This window comes from Sphingobacterium pedocola, assembly GCF_015209965.1.
Classification (GTDB): Bacteria; Bacteroidota; Bacteroidia; order Sphingobacteriales; family Sphingobacteriaceae; genus Sphingobacterium; species Sphingobacterium pedocola.
The window spans coordinates 405,098-420,052 of record NZ_MU158693.1 but is presented as its reverse complement, the minus strand read 5'-3'; the positions used below and the strand labels follow the sequence as shown (position 1 = coordinate 420,052).

Sequence of the window (14,955 nt, the reverse complement as noted above, 5' to 3'; positions counted from 1 at the left end):
TGTTAACTCTTATAGAAAATAGATCATAACATGACAAGAGATCATAATTGGAAAGCAAAGCAAGTGGATGATGGTACATATATAGTGAGTATTGCTAATGGTGCGGAAATAGTGGAAACGCTAGCCAATTTTTGTGCTACTCAAAACCTATCCTTAGGTTACATCTACGGCATCGGAGCTGTAAACGAAGCGACATTACGTTTTTTTGATCCTGATACAAAATCGTATCAGGATCAAACTTTTTTAGAACAAATGGAAGTTGCCAATCTTACGGGGAATATCACTGAAATGGACGGTAAGGTCTATTTGCATGTGCACATCACTTTGGGTGGAAGAAATTTTCAATGTCGAGCAGGACATTTACAGGCTGCTGTTGTAAGTGGTGCATGCGAAATATTTGTTTTAGGACTAGATAGTCGTGTACAACGTGTTAAAAATAATGAAATCGGATTGAATTTATTAAATCTATAACCCAATATGGACAACGACGATATCTTCATTTTGATAGGAAGGATGGAAGGAAGCTATAGCACCTGAACTTTTGTAAGATTCCAATTCGTTATAAACTTCTCGTCGAAGTGTACCTTTTCCCTTCCCATGGATAAATCGGATTTCAGTATATTCCCAATAGATAGCCGCGTCTAATGTCTCTCGTAGTAACTCTAAGGATTCAGCAAGTAATTCGTCCGCATCATAGTCTTCCCAATCTGATAGGAAAGTATCAGCATGTAAATCGACAACTTTAGCTGGTCTTCGTAATTCTCTCGCCATTTTATAAAATTACGCATTCTGCTTATAATAATATCGGTTTGTCGGGATTGTTTTGGATGTATGCCAATTTGTGTTGAAACATTGTCGCCATTTTTTGGGCTCGCCATTTGGCTTCGTCTGTTTTAGGTCCAGAAAAAAGACTGTCTAACGTGCCGTTGAAAAGACTAAGCCAGTGATTGAAATGTGCTTCATTGATGGGTAAATGAGCGTGTGGTGGGAACGGACGTCCATCGTAGGTGTATTCTCCCAATAATATAGTCTGCCAAAATCGATACATCTTATCGAGATGCTGTGGCCAACGATCTTGAATATTCTGATTGAATATAATCCCAAGCATATCATCGTTGCGAATATTCGTGTAGAATGTGTCAACGAGCAATTTGATGTCATCCAAGCTGTCAATATCTTTCATAGCCTTAACCACTTTAAATCAAGTAAATATCGGAAATAATTGGCCACCATCTGTCAATTCAGTGTCTAATTTTGGATAGAATACCTAGAAGTGTTTCCTACACTTGTTTCTGGCAAGTGTGGGAGACAACCTCCAGGTACTTGAGCCTAGTAGTTATATTTTTCTACGGATTTTATTTGGTTATTTCCTTCCGTAAAAACCAACGTTGGCTGATAAGTTTCTGCCTCATCAGGCGACATACTTATAAAGGATAAGATATGAATTGTATCACCTAGACTAGCGTGTAGTGCGGCTCCACCATTCATACATACTTCTCCGCTTCCCCTCTTTCCTGGGATCACATAGGTCATGATCCGACTTCCCGAGACCGCATTGTTAATATAGACCTGTTCATATTTTTTAATACCTGCAGCATCCAGTAAATCCGCGTCTATTGTTATGGACCCGTTATAGGTAACATTTGCTTCGGTGACTTTTACGGTGTGAATTTTTGCTTTTAACAGTGTTAATTCCATGTGATATGATTTTATATTGCTTTATTTTTAACCGTGTTTTTTAAGGTATACATTGATTTGAAAAGATAGATGTTCTTCTCTTGGTATACATTGTAGTAATCGTAATTGAAATGAAAAGTAAACGTATAAGGCTTCCGCAAATCGAGCTGTTGACTGCACATTACGGGTACTTTATAGTCAATTTCTCCTGAATGATGATAGCGGAATACCTCAAATATACCATCTTGGTCAGTTAAATGCAACCATATGCCTTCTCCGATACCTCCTAACCAAGTGGCACTTTTGGGAATATGAGCGGGTCTGGATGGTTCATCTATTAGTCCGGGACGTGAATCGTCTTTTATCTTCGCAGCTCGTGAGGTGTATAAGCTGTCTTTTAAAAGATCAATTTGGAACAACAGAGATTCTTTCCGGGTCATTTTGGTGTTTCTCAAGATATTCTCATAATATACAAATACCTCACCTTTTTTATTGGCATTGATGACATTACTTGTAGGGCTGGCTTTCAAACATTCAGGATATAGAATGGATTTAATGCGAGAATCGTCAGGGTTCATGCCTTTTGTTAATATTTGCGCAACGTACCGTGAACAGCTATTGTTATTTGGTGCTAAGGCACCATACAAAATTGGCCCTTTATTCACCACTTCGTCTGCATATAAACGAGCATTTTTTATATTAATACCTTCCGTGATACTACCGTACAATCTTCCTCCACCATGTGTATATTTTTCATTTTGTGAAAGTTCGAATAATATCTCTTGTAGATTCTGAAGGTTATTATTTGCATCCCAAAGCGCTTTAGTCTGCACTGTTAAGCGCGGGTCGAATGCGGATGAGCGAGCTCTTCCATAACCGCGTGGGGTTACGTATCGGCCAAAATCGTAATAAAGAATATCGCCACTATGACGCTCTATTAAAAGGATAGCAGCATGCCCAACCTTGAAATTTAAATTTTTAACGATACCAATTGTCTTAAAAAACCCCATCCAAGCCTCATCTCCCCGAGCTGTTTGATCGGGCCAGGATAAAGGGATAGCTATGTCTTCGAATAGTTCCATAACTAATTAGCAATTAATCTTTGATTTTTCATTTACTATATTGCTTTTTGAATAGAGCTTTGACAGGTATCTGCTTCCGTGGTCTGGAAACAACAACACTATGCTGTCGGTCGGCTTAAGAGCTAAATCATTTATGTGTTTTTTTAATGTAGCAATAATAGCTGCACTGGAGAATCCGGCTAGAAAACCTGTTTTATTTTTGTATTCTTGAGCTGCGGATTCGCTGTCCAATATTCCTATTTGAAAAATTTTATCCACCGAATTGATATCCAAAGATCCGGGAATAAACGTTCTCCCAATTCCTTCGATAGGCTCTAAAGTTTTGTATTCTTCGGGTAGTGTCCCGTGTGCCAAAAAGTGGGATAGGATAGAACCAATAGGTTCGACTCCCCAAATTTTTACATTTATATTTTTTTCTTTGAAAAATCTTCCTACACCTGATATTGTACCTCCTGTTCCTATTCCGGCTATAAAATGGGTCACTTCACCTTTCATCTGATTCCATATCTCAGGAGCTGTTGTTCGATAATGCGCTTTTATATTAGAGGAATTATAATATTGATTGGTAAAATAAGAATTCGTATTGTTTGCGGCATAGGATTGCGCCTTAAATTGCGTAGAATAAAAGTCATGTAAGCCATTAGAATTGTCGCATATTTCGACTTCCGCTCCAACAGACTTCAGAATTTCGACCTTTTCAAGTGAACAAGATTTTGAGACGAAAATTTTCGATGTGTAGCCCATCTCTCTTGCAATCATTGCCAGACCATAGCCCGTATTTCCGCTACTTGCTTCCACGAAAGTGCCACCGGGTTTTATTTTCCCATTTCGAATAGCTTCTTCTATCATAAAAAGTGCAGGCCTATCTTTTGACGACATGCCCGGATTATGAAATTCCTCCTTAATGAATATGTTTGTATTGTATTGTGAAGATAGGTAGTGGCATCTCCGGATAGGTGTATTGCCTATAAAATCACGTGTCAAAATATCTTTTCTCCTTTTAAGTATATAACGCTTAGAAGAGATTTATCGTCTATCGCTATACTATTATTTATGTTATTTTGTGTTAATTACCCAACAATTTCGAGGTCAGTCTCGTTCATTGACAATAGCAAATGTACGATAAACATTGAAATGCACATAATGGAATTGCAGATACCCTATCTGTGGTAGGCATATCGATGACACGGGTTATTGTTGTTTTATCATCTGAAGAGACATTTCCTTAGCCTCTGTTATTTTGTTTCTTTTAATCAGTTCGATATACGGTTTAAGCGTTACATAAGTTTCTGAAGTAGGGTACACTTCTTCTAAATAAGCGTATGCATTTACGAAGTATTCCTCTGCCTTATTCTCGTAATTTATAGCCGGGGTATTGTTCAGACCAATGGTTAAATAGCGTAAATACGCTTCATATTGTTCATTGGCTTTGGTTTGGAGGTGTTTATTGCTAATCGACTGACCGAAATCTTCCCACCAGATAGTACGTTGCACGAATGTTTCAAACGGAATAACGATAGCGGCATCATTTGCAAAGCCTTCCAAATTTTCTTTTGCCAATTGTCTGAGGTATATCTCCATTGTCGGAGAGGCATACGCATAAAAATTTTGTTCTATATAGGTAGGGTAAGATTTTATATAGTACATTCCTTCAGACTGTACAATTCGGAATCCATTATTATTGATTTGCCTATGAAAAGCGCTTAATTCCTCTGGCGCTTTTTTATTATTATATTCGATGTCAACGAGCTGTGCATAGTCTTTGCGCTCGTCTATTATTTTTTCATTCCCGTTCAATTCTACTTTTTCTTGATACGCTAGAAATTTTAATATACCCTCGTCATTTTGAATACTGTCATCTTTTGAGAAGATTTCAGAGAACTTATTTGTGGCTTTTGTGATGCTATTAATATCTGTCGTATCCAATGCAAGTAAGTAATCCTCAAATTGATCCGCTTTAGTAAGCGTGTAATCGCTCGAGGCAGCAGCCGTATCTATATTTTCAGAATTTGTGCTCGTGTTAGTTCTGTTGTCGTTTTGACAAGAAACGGACATGAACAGTGCAATTATGCTGACTGTAGTAAATTTAATCTTCATACGAATTTAAAAAAGAGATAAACATCTACTAAATATAACTAAATTTTGAAAGATATATTATAAATATGCAATTGTTAGTGGATTTATCCAGTATGTTTAAAACGAGATCGTTGTTTTGAATCCTTCAGACCTATGTGAGGAGACTGTAATTTTAAAATATCTTTCAAAAAATCAAGGAGTTGCAATTTAAGTTTGCTATTGATGTTGATAATTTAAAAAAGCTTCTTATATTTGCATCACTTTAAAGGTGATACCTTTTCGGGGTGTAGCGTAGCCCGGTATCGCGCCTGCTTTGGGAGCAGGAGGTCGTAGGTTCGAATCCTGCCACCCCGACAAAAAATAGTCTGACGAAAGTCGGACTATTTTTGTTTGTGGCGGGATGAGAACCGTGGTTCGATCCGCAGGAGGCTTCAAGGCCGTGTTGGGGAACCGAGGGGCTGAGCCAATCCTGCCACCCCGACAAAAAATAGTCTGACGAAAGTCGGACTTTTTTTGTTTTGGGGGTTGACTGATGAAAACCGAGCGAGCGCAAATTTCAAATTAATATTTTGCATTAGGTATTCGTGAATGCAAAGCAATTTATCTAAGTTTGGTATACCTTTATGATATTAGCTCTGTATGAACATGATTAAACGGCATTACGCTACTTTTAATTGGCCCTTATTATTGTTTCTTGTGCAAAAAAACACTGCTATGATTAGCTACCGGGAATTTGTCAGTCACGCACATGATATTCGCTGTTAAGGATGCCATGGATATGATTTGCTCAACACCGGTTATCAGCTTAAATTTAAACTAATTGTTGAATAGATTCAGCTCAGGGGGTTTATTTTGTTGCTCAATATTGAATCTAAGTTGTGAGGAACGGCGGTGTTTTCATTTATCAAGTAGTCCGGAACCTACATAGTAATATAAAAATAAAGCGGACGCAGATTATAGTATTTAATAGCATATATCACATGGAGAAAACGAGGAAAATTTTATTGTTGCTGGTTTTGGGATTAAGCGGAAATCTTTATGGAGAGAGCTCTCTGATAAGCCGTGGACCCATCGAGTTGAAATGTGAGCATCTAATTAATCCTATAGGGATAGATCTACAGAATCCCAGATTGATTTGGATGTTGAGGGACGATAGGCAAGGGGCAAAGCAAACAGCATATCAGGTGTTTGTCGGTACCGATTCAATGGAAATTGTGCATAATCAGGGCAAATGTTGGGATACGGGTAAGCGATCCAAAGCAGATATCCTGATCTCATACGCTGGTCAAAAGCTAAATCCGCAAACAAGATATTTTTGGAAAGTGATAGTGTGGGATAAAGACGGAAAGCCGCAACCTTCAGCGGTAGCAGCTTTTGAAACAGGCATGATGGGGAGTAATAATTGGAAGGGTAGCTGGATTAGCGACCATCATGATATTCATCATAAAGAAGCGCCCTATTTCAGAAAGCAATTTGAAATAGAAAAGACGATTAAGTCTGCTCGGGCATACATAGCTGCAGCAGGATTATATGAGCTTTCCATGAACGGAAAAAGGGTCGGAGATCATCGATTGGATCCCATGTATACGCGTTTTGACAGACGCACCCTGTATGTTGTGCATGATGTAACGGCGTATCTTCAGTCTGGGGCAAATGCTGTGGGGGTCGTATTAGGCAATGGATGGTACAACCATCAGCCGCTTGCTGTCTGGAATTTTCACAATGCGCCTTGGAGGGCAAGGCCAACATTTTGTTTGGATCTTCGCATAATCTATACAGATGGAACCGAAGAAACTATTGTATCGGAACGTGACTGGAAAACATCGTCTGGCCCTATTATATCCAATAACATATATACAGGCGAACACTATGATGCTCGTTTGGAGCAGGAAGGCTGGGACGAGCCGGGTTTTGATGACGCTAAGTGGCATGGTATTCAATATCGAAGCGCGCCCTCGAAGCACATCGTCTCACAACAGGTAGTGCCTGTACGGTTAGTCAGGACCTATAACGCGATATCGCTTAAAAAATTTGACGAGAAAACCTATGTTTTTGATATGGGACAGAATATGGCCGGTGTTACACATCTTAAAGTAAAGGGCATAGAAGGAACTGTGCTAAAAATAAAGCACGGCGAACGTCTGTATGAAGACGGTCGCTTGGATATGTCCAATATCGATGTGTACTACCGAGGAGATAAAGAAAAAGATCCATTCCAGACAGACGTTGTTATACTGAGTGGCAAAAAAGAAGATGAGTTTATGCCAAAGTTTAACTATAAGGGCTTTCGTTATGTTGAAATTACCAGTAGTAATCCTATTGCGCTCGATGAATCGAATCTAATCGCTTATTTTATGCATAGTGATGTTGATCCGGTAGGTGAGGTAAGGACTTCCTCAAAACTAGTGAATGACCTCTGGAAGGTAACGAATAACGCTTACCTATCCAACCTAATGGGCTATCCGACAGATTGTCCGCAAAGAGAGAAAAACGGTTGGACGGGCGACGGACACCTAGCTATTGAGACGGCATTATATAATTTTAACGGAATAACTGTTTACGAAAAATGGTTGGCAGACCATCGGGATGAACAACAACCAAATGGTGTATTGCCGGATATCATTCCGACCGGTGGATGGGGATACGGTACGGCCAATGGGCTGGACTGGACGAGTACGATTGCCATTATTCCTTGGCAAGTTTACATGTTTTCTGGCGATAGCCGGCTTTTAGCGGATTGTTATGAAAATATAAAACGGTACATCGATTATGTTGACCGCATCAGCCCGGACGGACTGACCACTTTCGGGCGTGGGGACTGGGTTCCAGTAAAGTCGGGGTCAAATATCGAGCTTACATCCTCTGTCTATTTTTATGTGGATGCAACTATTTTGGCTTCGGCGGCCGAACTGTTTGGACGGGTAGACGATTACAAGAAATACGATGCACTGCGTAAAAAAATCAAGCAAGCTGTTAACAGCAAATTCTTGAATACTGAATCCGGAATATATGCGGATGGCACACAAACTGAATTGAGTGTGCCGTTACATTGGGGGATTGTCCCGGAAAATATAAAGGCTAAGGTAGCTGCTAATCTCAATGAAAAATTGGCGGAAACGGATTTTCATCTCGATGTAGGCGTATTAGGTGCGAAAGCTCTATTAAATGCGTTGAATAGTAATGGATACGGTGAGACTGCATATAAAGTGGCCGTTCAGAATACTTATCCTTCATGGGGATGGTGGGTTGTAAACGGCGCAACGACGTTGCTCGAAAACTGGGATTTAGATGCTAAAAGAGATATCTCAGATAATCATATGATGTTCGGAGAAATCGGCGGGTGGTTCTTTAAATCAATCGGAGGCATTATGCCCGATCCAGATCAACCTGGATTTAAAAACATTTTACTCCGACCGATATTCCCAACAGGACTGGATCAATCAGAAGTAACACACCGATCGCCCTACGGTAACATTGTATCCAGCTGGAAAAAGACTAAAAAGACAGTCGTTTATGATATACAGATTCCAGCAAATTCCACGGCAAAATTTTATCCTCCCGAAAATGTGGAAGGCAATGAACCGATAGACTTAGTCGCTGGGAAACATCGATTGAATCTAAAACTAAAGTAAGATTTGATGTCCTCAATTGATAAGGGGATTCAACTAAAAAAGGCTTCTCTGTTCCGAGAAGCCTTTTAAATTCAAAAATAATCAAAATCTAATGATTAACAGTATTCGTCAAATGCTGCTACAAGATTATCTGCAATCATTTGGGCAGGACGACCTTCTATCATATGTCTTTCGATCATATGCACTAATTTGCCATCTTTGAATAATGCCATTGCCGGTGAAGATGGCGGATAAGGCAACATGTATTGACGCGCTTTATCTACGGCATCTTTTTCCATCCCTGCAAATACAGTGACTAATTTATCGGGATGCTTCTCGTTTTTAACCGCAGCCTTCGCTGCAGGACGAGCATTGGCTGCAGCACATCCGCATACCGAATTTACCACCACGAACACGGTTCCTTCGGAAGGAATTGCAGAATCCACTTCTTCAGTAGATTTAAGTTCTTGGAAGCCTGCGTCCACTAATTCTTGACGCATAGGAGCTACTAAATATTCTGGATACATTTTTATTAAATTAAAAAGTCAAAATTAAAAAATATCAAGACATCCCATTAACAATATAGTATATGTTCTTGATGAATGTCTGATACAAAGATAATTTATAAAATCGCGCATGTCAAGTTTCTATCCTCAATATAATGTCACTTTTGCATTCCAATAGAATTTAAGGCTTTGAATTGAACTGATTTTCAAGTAATTTTGTCCTTCTAAAATATTTAAAGAATACATTATGTCATCATTAGAAACTACTTACGTTCCTTACAAAGTAAAAGATATTACGTTAGCAGAGTGGGGTCGCAAAGAAATAGAATTAGCGGAAGCAGAGATGCCCGGATTAATGAGTTTGCGTGCAGAATTTGGAGCTGCCAAACCATTAAAAGGTGCTCGTATTGCAGGTTGTCTCCATATGACGATTCAAACTGCAGTATTGATTGAAACCTTGGTAGAATTGGGTGCAGATGTCAGCTGGTCTTCTTGTAATATCTTTTCTACGCAAGATCATGCTGCTGCTGCTATCGCTGCCGCGGGTATTCCGGTGTATGCATGGAAAGGATTGACTGAAGAAGAGTTTAACTGGTGTATTGAGCAAACATTATTTTTCGGTGAGGAACGTCAACCGTTAAATATGATATTGGACGACGGGGGAGATTTGACAAATATGGTCTTTGATAAATTTCCGGAATTGATTGCAGGAATCAAGGGGCTGTCAGAAGAAACCACAACAGGCGTGCACCGCTTGTATGAGCGCATGAAAAACGGCACCTTACACTTGCCGGCAATCAATGTCAATGATTCTGTGACGAAGTCTAAATTTGATAATAAATATGGATGTCGTGAATCGTTGGTAGATGCGATCCGCCGCGCAACAGACTTAATGTTAGCGGGTAAAGTAGCAGTAGTAGCGGGTTATGGCGACGTGGGAAAGGGATCTGCAGAATCATTACGTTCGGCGGGTGTGCGTGTAATCGTTACGGAAATTGATCCGATATGTGCTTTGCAAGCAGCAATGGAAGGATTTGAAGTGAAAAAATTTGCTGAAGCGGTGAAGGAGGCCAATATCGTGGTAACTACGACAGGTAATAAAGATATCGTTCGCGCTGAGCATTTTAAAGTAATGAAAGATAAAGCTGTCGTTTGTAATATCGGACACTTTGATAATGAAATTGACGTGGCTTGGCTTAATACTAATTATGGCGATACTAAAGTTGAAATCAAACCTCAAGTGGATAAATACACCATCGACGGAAAGGATATTATCTTATTAGCTGAAGGTCGTTTAGTTAATTTAGGTTGCGCTACAGGGCACCCTTCTTTTGTTATGTCAAATTCGTTCACCAACCAAACGTTGGCTCAATTAGAACTCTGGACAAATACGGCGGCTTACGAAAATAAAGTGTACACGTTGCCGAAGCATTTAGATGAGAAAGTTGCCCGTCTTCATTTAGCACATATTGGTGTGGTGTTGGATACATTAACGGAAGATCAGGCAGCTTACATTGGGGTGTCTGTAGATGGACCTTTTAAATCAGATGCCTACAGATACTAAGTCATTATAACTCGTCGTCATTGCGAGAAGGAAGACTGAGGACGAAGCAATCTTAATTGATGCGTTAAAGAAGACTCCCGCGTCGTACCTCCTCGCAGTGACGAGATATAAAGAAGTAACAGGGCTGTATCATAAGTAATTATATCGTCATTTCGACGAGGAACGAGGAGAACCCCGAAAGGCTCATCGAAGATAAATCTATCTAAACGCATGAATAATTGAAGTGTATTTGATTTTAAATGCTTTATATGTGTCGTTAGATTTGCCTACGGCGAGCTCGCAGGCTCGGTGCTCCCTTTAGTCGAAATGACGTTTTTATACGCTTTGTAAGACCTTTTTAAACAGCTCCTTCTTAACTAGACAACATTGGCCTACCACAGGCAGTGACGTGTAGGGAGTAATTTTATTGAAATACGCTTTCTTTTATAGCTTTCAAAGCATTGTTTAGACGTTCATCGCCCAGGCCGGATACAATCGCATATTTAGCTTCCAAATCATCCAGCTCCCGTTTCCATACTTCCATAAAATGTTCACGTTGATCGGGGAAATCCCGTAACGGGTCATCCTGCCAGGGCAAGTCAATGTCCATCAGAAGATAAAAGTCGTAATGTCTTCGGGAAATTTCTTCCTTCACTTCCTGAGGTGTATCTCCAAAAAGGTGGTCGCACCATATCTTTATTGTCATGATCGTGACGTCTGCTATCATGAAATTGTTACGGCAAAGCGGGATCAGGGCCTCTTCGAGCGCGATTTGCCCATAAAACATATTAACTTCATCTTGCAGCGTATAATTATTGTGAAGATTTTTGCAATAGTATCGAGCGTATTCGGGTACACAAACCGTATCGTATTGTTCGGCTAAATAGCGAGCCATTGTGGATTTCCCAGTAGATTCTGGACCGACGACAGCTATTTTTAGTAGTCTGTTTTGATTATTGTTCATGTTGAGGCAATAATACCGAAAATTTTTCTTTTGGACGACGATTCCATACTTCAATTGTTTTACAACTAAAGATGCACTGAAAACAAGAAAAACCGTCCGCTTGCTATTGTACTGCCTTATTAGCACAGGCTGTACTTGCAAATGATTCCGGTTTGGCCTTGAAAATAAATCCCATTCCCATGATGTAACCCATCGCTTCTTTAAGCGCTACGTTAGACTGGAAATTTGGATTGGTATTGATGTCGGCGTGGACTTCCAGATCAATGTGGTATTGATCAAGGAGAGGGCAGAGATGATAGGCTATTTCTATCGATTTTTGAACTTCAATGAGCATACGTTCTTTTATGCTCATTCGATGCTGCTTTTTGTCCCGTTGAACAAACATAAACCCTCCTTTGTGCTCTCGTAAGAAGACTATGACGGTTGCGAATTCGACTATTCCTCGTTTTACCTGAGAGTCGGTTCCGACGTAAACCTTAAGCTTGTTACCTACATGGGCTTCTTTACGTATGATTTCTTCAACAGCTTCATTGATAGGAATCCGTATAACTTCGCCACTGTATTTGTGCCATTCCATAATGTTGTTTTTTATGAATTAAATTTAAGGATATAGTGTTCATTTTGTGTTAATTACATATTAAATTTTGACTAGCGCAAATGAGCTAGTACGTGTGGTGTTATTCTTCTTTATTACCATACGCCAAATCTCCGGCATCTCCGAGTCCTGGGACAATATATGATTTGCTGGTCAATTCGTTGTCAACGTCACCTATCCATATATGTGCTTCAGGTACGAATGCCCTCACATGTTGGATGCCTTCTTCCGATGCAATGACTGCGGCAATATGAAGTTCCCTGATATTATATTCCGCTAACAGCTCTTTGCAGCATAATACGATACTTCTCCCGGTGGCGAGCATAGGATCTACCATAATGACAAGCTTGTCATCAAGATTGGGTGTATTCACGTATTTTTTATGCACTTCGAATTCACCACTTTTTTTAGTGTGACGGTAGGCAGCTATAAAGCCGCTGTCCGACTTATCAAATACATTCAGAAAGCCCTGGTGGAAAGGTAAGCCGGCGCGGATAATAGTAGCGAGAACAGGATGCTCTACAAGTTGCTGTGTGTTGGCGACTCCCAACGGCGTTTCTACTTCATGAAGTTTATATTGAAATGTTTTGCTGATTTCATATGCCATAATTTCACCTATACGCTCTAAGTTTTTACGGAAGCGTAATCTATCTTGTTGTATATGGACATCGCGTAATTCGGCTAAAAAATGATTTGCTATGCTATTGTGTTGGGTGAGAATGTTGATCATAGCGTTCGGGTTTTTTAATTTCTACCAATTTAACAAAAAAAATCATTGAATGTTTATTTCAGGCTACATTATTGTACGGAGTATAAAGATGACGAACATTTTTATTAAGTTTACATTTCACGAAGTAATATGGAATTTCAATTAACATCGGAATATAAGCCGACTGGGGATCAACCGCAGGCTATCAAGGAATTAGTGGCTGGGGTGAATGAGGGAGAGCAATATCAAACACTGTTGGGGGTAACCGGGTCTGGTAAAACGTTTACTGTTGCCAACGTGATTCAACAAACCCAAAAGCCAACACTAATATTAAGCCACAATAAGACTTTGGCGGCTCAGCTTTATGGCGAATTCAAACAGTTTTTTCCGGAGAATTCCGTTCAATACTTTGTCTCTTATTACGATTATTACCAACCTGAAGCTTTTATCGCCTCTTCAAATACATACATTGAGAAGGATTTAGCAATCAATGAGGAAATTGAAAAGTTACGCTTAGCGACAACATCTGCACTTATGTCAGGCCGTAGAGATGTAATTGTTGTCTCTTCTGTATCCTGTATTTATGGTATGGGGAATCCAGAAGATTTTTCTCGTTCTATTTTTAGATTTGGCGTTGGAACGACCATTTCACGCAATGCATTTTTGCATAAATTGGTTGAAATTCTGTATTCCCGTACAACTAGCGATTTTAAACGTGGGACGTTTCGGGTTAAAGGGGATACTGTAGATATATATCCTGCCTATCTTGATAACGCTTATCGTATATCCTTTTTCGGCGACGAAATTGATGAGCTGAGCGAAATCGACCCCGGCAGTGGGAAAACATTGGCCCACCATGAAGCGCTGTCCCTATTTCCGGCTAATCTATTTGTAACGCCCAAGGAAAAATTTACCGAATCTATATGGCGTATTCAAGAAGAATTGATGCAGCGAAAAGAGCAATTGGAAGGAGAAGGAAAGATGTTAGAGGCGAAGCGTCTCGAAGAACGCGTAAACTATGATTTGGAAATGATGCGGGAACTTGGATACTGCTCAGGAATTGAGAACTATTCAAGATTCTTTGATGGTAGGGAACCCGGGATGAGACCCTTCTGTTTGTTGGATTATTTTCCCGAAGATTATCTATTGGTCATAGATGAGAGTCATGTTACGTTGCCTCAGCTCCGTGCGATGTATGGAGGAGATCGCTCCCGTAAAATTTCGCTGGTAGAGTATGGGTTCCGGTTACCAGCCGCTTTGGATAATAGACCGTTAAATTTTCCCGAGTTTGAATCGCTGACGAATCAAACAGTATATGTGTCGGCTACCCCTGGAGATTATGAATTACAGCAGACGGAAGGTGTCGTCGTGGAACAAGTAATCCGTCCGACAGGCTTATTGGATCCGATTATTGAGATAAAACCTGCAGTTAACCAAGTTGACGATTTTCTGGAAGAGGTCGATAAGGCAATTAAGGATGGCGGTCGCATTTTGGCTACTACGTTAACGAAGCGTATGGCTGAAGAACTGACGAAGTATATGAGTCGGCTTAATATAAAGGTACGTTATATCCACTCTGAAGTAAAAACATTAGAACGGGTGGAAATCCTGAGAGGTTTGCGCTTGGGCGAATTTGATGTGTTGGTTGGGGTAAACCTTTTGAGGGAAGGACTAGATTTACCGGAGGTTACCTTGGTAGCCATCTTAGATGCCGACAAGGAAGGGTTTTTACGATCTGAACGATCACTTATCCAAACGATAGGTCGGGCGGCTCGTAATGAGAAAGGGCGGGTTATTATGTATGCGGACAAGGTGACTCAAAGTATGCGTATTACTATTGAGGAAACCAACCGACGAAGGGATAAGCAGATGATGTACAACGAAGAGCATGGCATCACTCCACGTACGGTGGGTAAGAGCCGCGAAGAGATTTTAGAACAAACTTCCGTAGCTGATTACAAACCAGGAGAAGCGAAGGCGTACGTGGAACCCGACGCAGGTTCACTGTTAGCTGCTGATCCCTTGATGGAATATATGAGTGAGAAGGAGATGAAAAAAGCGGTAGATACGGTTAGAAAGCGGATGGAAAAAGCTGCGAAAGATATGGATTTTCTGGAAGCGGCTAAATTGCGTGACGAAATGTTTGCTTTGGAGAAAATGTATACAGATCGCTTTGCATAATAGAAAGTGCG

Annotated in this window: 14 protein-coding genes and 1 tRNA gene; 5 read left to right on the top strand and 10 right to left on the bottom strand. The window is 40.2% G+C overall.

Going from position 1 to position 14,955, the window contains the following annotated elements; all coding sequences use genetic code 11:
• Positions 1-30: 30 nt before the first annotated feature.
• A complete protein-coding gene (locus C4F40_RS21335; protein ID WP_196941438.1) occupies positions 31-471 on the top strand; it encodes a PPC domain-containing DNA-binding protein in 441 nt (146 codons plus the stop codon).
• On the opposite strand, the gene C4F40_RS21330 is transcribed toward C4F40_RS21335, so the two are convergent.
• The 6 genes from C4F40_RS21330 to C4F40_RS21305 all read right to left on the bottom strand — a co-directional run bounded on the left by C4F40_RS21330 (position 466) and on the right by C4F40_RS21305 (position 4,856).
• Positions 466-771, bottom strand: a complete 306-nt coding sequence (locus C4F40_RS21330; RefSeq protein WP_196941437.1) for a Smr/MutS family protein — start codon at positions 769-771, stop codon at positions 466-468. The two genes, C4F40_RS21335 and C4F40_RS21330, sit on opposite strands and share 6 nt — an antisense overlap.
• 22 nt (positions 772-793) lie before the next feature.
• Complete coding sequence (locus tag C4F40_RS21325; protein WP_196941436.1) at positions 794-1,183, bottom strand: group III truncated hemoglobin; 390 nt, start codon at positions 1,181-1,183, stop codon at positions 794-796.
• A 146-nt stretch (positions 1,184-1,329) separates the two neighbouring features.
• The gene (panD, locus tag C4F40_RS21320) at positions 1,330-1,698 is read right to left on the bottom strand and encodes an aspartate 1-decarboxylase (protein ID WP_196941435.1); all 369 of its coding nucleotides are present in this window, start codon (positions 1,696-1,698) and stop codon (positions 1,330-1,332) included.
• An 11-nt stretch (positions 1,699-1,709) separates the two neighbouring features.
• A complete protein-coding gene (locus C4F40_RS21315; RefSeq protein WP_196941434.1) occupies positions 1,710-2,759 on the bottom strand; it encodes a DUF6695 family protein in 1,050 nt (349 codons plus the stop codon).
• A gap of 6 nt (positions 2,760-2,765) precedes the next feature.
• A complete protein-coding gene (locus C4F40_RS21310; RefSeq protein WP_196941433.1) occupies positions 2,766-3,743 on the bottom strand; it encodes a PLP-dependent cysteine synthase family protein in 978 nt (325 codons plus the stop codon).
• 207 nt (positions 3,744-3,950) lie between these two features.
• Positions 3,951-4,856, bottom strand: a complete 906-nt coding sequence (locus C4F40_RS21305) for a hypothetical protein (RefSeq protein ID WP_196941432.1) — start codon at positions 4,854-4,856, stop codon at positions 3,951-3,953.
• A gap of 259 nt (positions 4,857-5,115) precedes the next feature.
• Here C4F40_RS21305 and C4F40_RS21300 point away from each other — a divergent pair.
• Both C4F40_RS21300 and C4F40_RS21295 read left to right on the top strand, forming a co-directional pair.
• Positions 5,116-5,189: transfer RNA gene (locus C4F40_RS21300), tRNA-Pro, on the top strand.
• Positions 5,190-5,815: 626 nt separating this feature from the next.
• Positions 5,816-8,467 (top strand): alpha-L-rhamnosidase, encoded by a 2,652-nt coding sequence (locus tag C4F40_RS21295; RefSeq protein ID WP_196941431.1) that lies wholly within the window; start codon positions 5,816-5,818, stop codon positions 8,465-8,467.
• Between the two features lie 95 nt (positions 8,468-8,562).
• Here C4F40_RS21295 and C4F40_RS21290 read toward each other — a convergent pair whose 3' ends face one another.
• The gene (locus C4F40_RS21290; RefSeq protein ID WP_196941430.1) at positions 8,563-8,973 is read right to left on the bottom strand and encodes a BrxA/BrxB family bacilliredoxin; all 411 of its coding nucleotides are present in this window, start codon (positions 8,971-8,973) and stop codon (positions 8,563-8,565) included.
• A gap of 226 nt (positions 8,974-9,199) precedes the next feature.
• Here C4F40_RS21290 and ahcY point away from each other — a divergent pair, with 226 nt between their 5' ends.
• Positions 9,200-10,516 carry an adenosylhomocysteinase gene (ahcY, locus tag C4F40_RS21285; protein ID WP_196941429.1) on the top strand — a complete coding sequence of 439 codons (1,317 nt, stop codon included), beginning with the start codon at positions 9,200-9,202 and terminating at the stop codon, positions 10,514-10,516.
• 403 nt (positions 10,517-10,919) lie between these two features.
• On the opposite strand, the gene C4F40_RS21280 is transcribed toward ahcY, so the two are convergent.
• From C4F40_RS21280 to upp, 3 genes are all read right to left on the bottom strand, one after another.
• Complete coding sequence (locus C4F40_RS21280; protein WP_196941428.1) at positions 10,920-11,459, bottom strand: AAA family ATPase; 540 nt, start codon at positions 11,457-11,459, stop codon at positions 10,920-10,922.
• 103 nt (positions 11,460-11,562) lie between these two features.
• Positions 11,563-12,036 (bottom strand): ribonuclease H-like YkuK family protein, encoded by a 474-nt coding sequence (locus tag C4F40_RS21275; RefSeq protein ID WP_196941427.1) that lies wholly within the window; start codon positions 12,034-12,036, stop codon positions 11,563-11,565.
• A 100-nt stretch (positions 12,037-12,136) separates the two neighbouring features.
• The gene (upp, locus tag C4F40_RS21270; protein WP_196941426.1) at positions 12,137-12,784 is read right to left on the bottom strand and encodes a uracil phosphoribosyltransferase; all 648 of its coding nucleotides are present in this window, start codon (positions 12,782-12,784) and stop codon (positions 12,137-12,139) included.
• A gap of 129 nt (positions 12,785-12,913) precedes the next feature.
• Between upp and uvrB the strand changes: the two genes are divergently transcribed.
• Positions 12,914-14,944, top strand: coding sequence for an excinuclease ABC subunit UvrB (gene uvrB / locus C4F40_RS21265; protein WP_196941425.1), 2,031 nt, complete (start codon positions 12,914-12,916; stop codon positions 14,942-14,944).
• Positions 14,945-14,955: the final 11 nt, after the last annotated feature.

Coding starts and splice junctions, on each gene's coding strand:
- uvrB (WP_196941425.1), top strand. CDS start 12,914: ATGGAATTTCAATTAACATCGGAATATAAGCCGACTGGGGATCAACCG.
- ahcY (WP_196941429.1), top strand. CDS start 9,200: ATGTCATCATTAGAAACTACTTACGTTCCTTACAAAGTAAAAGATATT.
- C4F40_RS21305 (WP_196941432.1), bottom strand. CDS start 4,856: ATGAAGATTAAATTTACTACAGTCAGCATAATTGCACTGTTCATGTCC.
- C4F40_RS21275 (WP_196941427.1), bottom strand. CDS start 12,036: ATGGAATGGCACAAATACAGTGGCGAAGTTATACGGATTCCTATCAAT.
- C4F40_RS21330 (WP_196941437.1), bottom strand. CDS start 771: ATGGCGAGAGAATTACGAAGACCAGCTAAAGTTGTCGATTTACATGCT.
- upp (WP_196941426.1), bottom strand. CDS start 12,784: ATGATCAACATTCTCACCCAACACAATAGCATAGCAAATCATTTTTTA.
- C4F40_RS21315 (WP_196941434.1), bottom strand. CDS start 2,759: ATGGAACTATTCGAAGACATAGCTATCCCTTTATCCTGGCCCGATCAA.
- C4F40_RS21290 (WP_196941430.1), bottom strand. CDS start 8,973: ATGTATCCAGAATATTTAGTAGCTCCTATGCGTCAAGAATTAGTGGAC.
- C4F40_RS21280 (WP_196941428.1), bottom strand. CDS start 11,459: ATGAACAATAATCAAAACAGACTACTAAAAATAGCTGTCGTCGGTCCA.
- C4F40_RS21335 (WP_196941438.1), top strand. CDS start 31: ATGACAAGAGATCATAATTGGAAAGCAAAGCAAGTGGATGATGGTACA.
- panD (WP_196941435.1), bottom strand. CDS start 1,698: ATGGAATTAACACTGTTAAAAGCAAAAATTCACACCGTAAAAGTCACC.
- C4F40_RS21295 (WP_196941431.1), top strand. CDS start 5,816: ATGGAGAAAACGAGGAAAATTTTATTGTTGCTGGTTTTGGGATTAAGC.
- C4F40_RS21325 (WP_196941436.1), bottom strand. CDS start 1,183: ATGAAAGATATTGACAGCTTGGATGACATCAAATTGCTCGTTGACACA.